This is a genomic window from Bradyrhizobium sp. 31Argb, from assembly GCF_043638955.1.
Lineage (GTDB): Bacteria > Pseudomonadota > Alphaproteobacteria > Rhizobiales > Xanthobacteraceae > Bradyrhizobium.
This window is the reverse complement of the sequence record NZ_JBEGDB010000447.1, coordinates 1-3,967: the sequence shown is the minus strand read 5'-3', so window position 1 is coordinate 3,967 and position 3,967 is coordinate 1. Positions and strand designations below refer to the sequence as shown.

Annotated in this window: 4 protein-coding genes and 1 pseudogene; 2 read left to right on the top strand and 3 right to left on the bottom strand. The window is 63.3% G+C overall.

Annotated elements, in window-relative coordinates:
* Positions 1-64: 64 nt before the first annotated feature.
* Positions 65-337 (top strand): annotated as a pseudogene (locus tag AAFX91_RS39700) (DUF5996 family protein); the annotation flags it as partial.
* 44 nt (positions 338-381) lie between these two features.
* On the opposite strand, the gene AAFX91_RS39695 reads toward AAFX91_RS39700, so the two are convergent.
* The 3 genes from AAFX91_RS39695 to AAFX91_RS39685 form a co-directional block, all read right to left on the bottom strand.
* Entirely contained in the window at positions 382-573 is a 192-nt protein-coding gene (locus AAFX91_RS39695; protein WP_130581442.1) for a hypothetical protein, read from the bottom strand.
* 147 nt (positions 574-720) lie between these two features.
* Positions 721-1,908 carry a GNAT family N-acetyltransferase gene (locus AAFX91_RS39690; RefSeq protein WP_394570128.1) on the bottom strand — a complete coding sequence of 396 codons (1,188 nt, stop codon included), beginning with the start codon at positions 1,906-1,908 and terminating at the stop codon, positions 721-723.
* A 15-nt stretch (positions 1,909-1,923) separates the two neighbouring features.
* A complete protein-coding gene (locus AAFX91_RS39685; protein ID WP_394570127.1) occupies positions 1,924-2,859 on the bottom strand; it encodes a cupin-like domain-containing protein in 936 nt (311 codons plus the stop codon).
* Between the two features lie 180 nt (positions 2,860-3,039).
* Between AAFX91_RS39685 and AAFX91_RS39680 the strand changes: the two genes are divergently transcribed.
* A partial coding sequence (locus AAFX91_RS39680) for a hypothetical protein (protein ID WP_394570126.1) occupies positions 3,040-3,967 on the top strand: 928 nt, incomplete at its 3' end.

The following is a 3,967-nucleotide window of genomic DNA, read 5'->3' as shown; positions in this document are numbered from 1 at the left end:
GACGAAACAATCCACGAGATCTTCCTAGCCGACCAGATCAGCCCTCAGTGCGTGGTCGCCGGATGACGCTCACGATTATCCGGCGTTCTATTCCTATGCCTATCCCGAACCCGCGGGCTTCCGCACCGCCAAGGTGCGACCCGACGCGGCTTTCTTCAGCGAAAAGCTCAGCGAATTCATCCTGCCCTATGATGCCGCGCGCACCTCCGGCGATCCCGACCAGGCGGTGCTGGAATTCCTGCAAAGCACCTATGAGGCCGCCGCGAATGCCGCAAAATGGGATCGCGATGCGCTGGAATGCCCGCTTGGCCGACCCGGCGTGGTGCGGCAGCTCTGAGCCGCGCCGACCTTAGATCACGATCCGATCAGGTTTAATCGGCTCTAATTCAACAGCTCCGGCTTGGTCACTGTTTGCCTGATCTGCGCACCACAATCGGAGCATTCATAGGTGAAGTCGATCCTCGCCAGGCTCCAATGCGGCGCAACGTCCGTGACGAACATCGGAAGCCCTGCGCAGCTCGGGCACATGATGAAGTCCGGTTCCACGGCATGGTGATGGATATAGGCTGGCATGTCGGCTCTCCTTGCGGAACATTCCCCGGTGGCCCAACCCGGGAGCCAGCATACGGCGCTGCAGCGATCACAATTGTGGACTTTTGCGAACATAGAAGGAACGCCCACACAATCCTCGTGAGTGTGACAAATCTGCATTGAAGCAGATCAGCTCTCTTCGCGTGATGGCGGTTTACCGAGCGCGCGTTTTAGATACGTCGCCAGCTTCGGATATCTGCGCAATTCCTGCGCGGCCCGATCACGGAGCGCACGGGGCAATCCGCGCCAACTCAAGGCGGCGCTGATATCAAGCAGCGGCAGGCGCTTGACGCCGAAACGACGCTTATAGGCGTAGTTGCCGATCGAGAAATCGAACTCGCGGACACCCTGCTTGTGCAGCGCTGCCATGGTGCGCTCGATGATCAGCCGGCCCGGCGAGCAGTTGCTCCATTTGTCGCCGGCGTTGCTGATGCGGATCATCACGTAGCGCGAGCCGTTGCGGACTCCGAGCAGCGTTGCCGCCACCTCCTCGCCCACCGTCAGCGCCGACACGATGGCATAACCGCTGGCGACACCGTTGCGGACCAGGCTGCGATAAAACGCGGCGCAATTCTCGTCATTGAGGATGAAATTGACTCCGAGGCTCTGCATCCGCGAGCTCTGCTGCGCCTCGGTCGTCGCGAGAATCCGAAGCGCTTCGTCACTGTCCGCGGCGATCGTGAAGCTCGCCGCCGGATCGCGCGTAAACACGCGCCAGCTTCGCTCCAGCTCCTTGCGCACCGTCCGCTCCAGCGTGTGGCGCCAGGCATCGTAATCGTCGCCCGTGGTGACGAGATTGCCATTGACCGGGCAAACCGCCGCGCCATCGAGCAGCGCCAACGGATTGGGCCGCCCGTCGAGATCGGGCGCGACCTTGCGCCAGCGGATGAGATCGGCGCCGCCGGGCAGCTTGCGCAACGCGGCGCGCAAGTCGCGCCAGAACGCGCGCGCTGCCGCGGCGTCGCGCGGCGCCGCGGGCCCAAGCAACGGCGCGTTGTAATCGGTGAGATCAAGGTCGGCGAATTCGATGGTTCGAATGCGGCCCTGTCGATGACGGATCAACGGCAACAGCGCGGCCGGCTCGCCAGTCGCGGCATCGGTGACGAAGGCGATCACCGGCGAGACGCCCTCGGTGTCGGCGAAAGCGGCGTACCAGGCTTCATACCATTGCGGATTCTGGAACGCGGTCGGAGGCGCGAACGTACCCCACCGCGCTGCTGCCGGCTTCCAGTCTGTAAAGATCTCGACGCGGTAGCCGGCCGCCCGCGCTTTCGCGTGCGCGGAGAGCCTGCCCGCCGATGTCGCAAGTACCGTCATCGCCACACGCCGCGCTTACGCCGCCTTCGGCAGATCGACGATCTTGCCGAGCTCGATCTCATCGAGACGGAAGTCGATCGGGCGGCGCACGGCGCGCTCGCGCTTCACCCACTTGCCGTCGCGCAAGAGCTTCTGCATCACCTGCTTGGCAAAGAAGGACGGGCCGTGAAGGCTGCGGCTCTTCGGCGCGTAGTCGAAGCGATGACGCAGCATGCTATTGGCGAGATGCAGGATCTGCGCGCGCCGGATCTCGTCGTCGACGTAGGACACCGTCATCGAAATGTTGACGACGCCGAGATTTTCGACCCGATGCGGCGCGTTCAGCGGCCAGTTCAACATCTGGCCAGGCTCGAGATCGATCACCTGGGCATGCTGGTCGTACCAGGAGGCATAGGGGATATCGACCTCGACGTCGAACAGCGCGATGTCTTCGAGGTGCTCCGGCCGGATGAATGGCGGTGTGTTCGGATAGATGTAGACCCGCTTGCGTCCGGCGATCTGGATCAATCCCTGCCCCGGCAGGTCGGAATGGTAATAGACCTGGGCGTCCGGCGAGGAGACGAGGATGCCTGCCTGATGCGTCGGCGCATCAAAGCTCGGAACCTTGGCGGCGATCTCCGCAAACATCTGGTCGACCATCACGCGGAAACGGCGATCGATGGAGGTGACATTGCGCAGGTTGAGCCAGAGACCACCGCGCGAGATCGCCTCGATCACCTCGCGACCGCTGAGCTTGCCGATTTCGCCTTCGCGCCAGACCCGGCCGGAACCCTTCGCACCTGTCTTGACCAGGCTGTAATGCTCGCGCGGATAGTTCTCGATCAGCTTCGCGAGCTCATCCATCGAGAACGCGGGTTGCTTGTGCATCGCGTGCTCGAGCCGGATCGGCTGATGGCTCCAGAGCTCCGAATGGGTGTCGTCCCATTTGGTGAAGATCTTGCCTGTCGTCATGTCGCGCTCCTGGTCGCCTTGCGTCGTTTTGATCTTCCGATGTCCCGTTACGGGACGACCGGGCAGCCTTCACACGAGGATTGGCAAGATCGGTGCCGGCACTGTTTCGGGCGCTTACCGGAAGCTAAGGTCTGCGCGGTATGCTAACCGAGATCACCCCGGAAGCCCTGCCGCTGCGCGATGACCTCCACACCCCGATATCGGGCGCTGTTCCTCGGCGCGGGAGCCGAGATGCATTGCGGCGTCGGACAGTTCACGCGCTTATTGACTGACGCGATCGAAAAGCTCGACCCCGGCAGTAGCCAAACATTAACCCTGACGCGCGGCCAAGGATCGCTCCACGACATCTGGCGCGCAGTCGGTTCGGCGCAGAGCGTGATCTGCAATTTTCCGATCGTGGCCTGGAAGCGCGTGATCCTGCGGCCGCTTCTCACGCTCGCGATCGCGAAGCTCAGGCGGCGCAAGGTCATCCTGGTCGAACATGAATGGGCCGGGCTGAACTGGATGCGGCGGATCACCTACATTCCCGCGGTGTGGGTTGCCGACAGCATCGTCATGTTCTCGCCGCTGGTGCGGAAGGAACTTGCCGATGACGCCGTGGTCAGCTCCGCCGTAACGAAATCCGTGCTGGCGCCACTGCCGCCCAACGTCGAGGCGCCCTCGAAGACCGAAGACTCCGAATTGCGGCGGCGGCTATCAGCGGCACGCGTCAGCGGACGATTGGTGATCGGCCATTTCGGCTCGATCTACCCGGGCAAGCAGCCGAATGCGCTGCTCGAGATCGGCGCGATCCTGAAGGCGCGCGGATTGCGGCCGCTGCTGGTCTATATCGGCTCCTTCATTCGCGGCGTCGACAAGGTCGAGGAGAATTTCCACGCCCGCGCCGCCGAGCTTGGCCTCGGCGAGGACGTGATCGTCTCCGGCTTCGTTGCCTCCGATGCCGAAGTATTCGGCCTCTTCGGCGAGGTCGACGCCTTCTGCTATCCGCTCGACGAAGGCATCACGGCCCGCCGTTCGAGCATCCTCACCTGCGATCGGGATAGGGGGAAGCCTCGCGGCTTCGCCCCTCCCACACCACCGGACGTACGGGTCCGTATCCGGCGGTTCG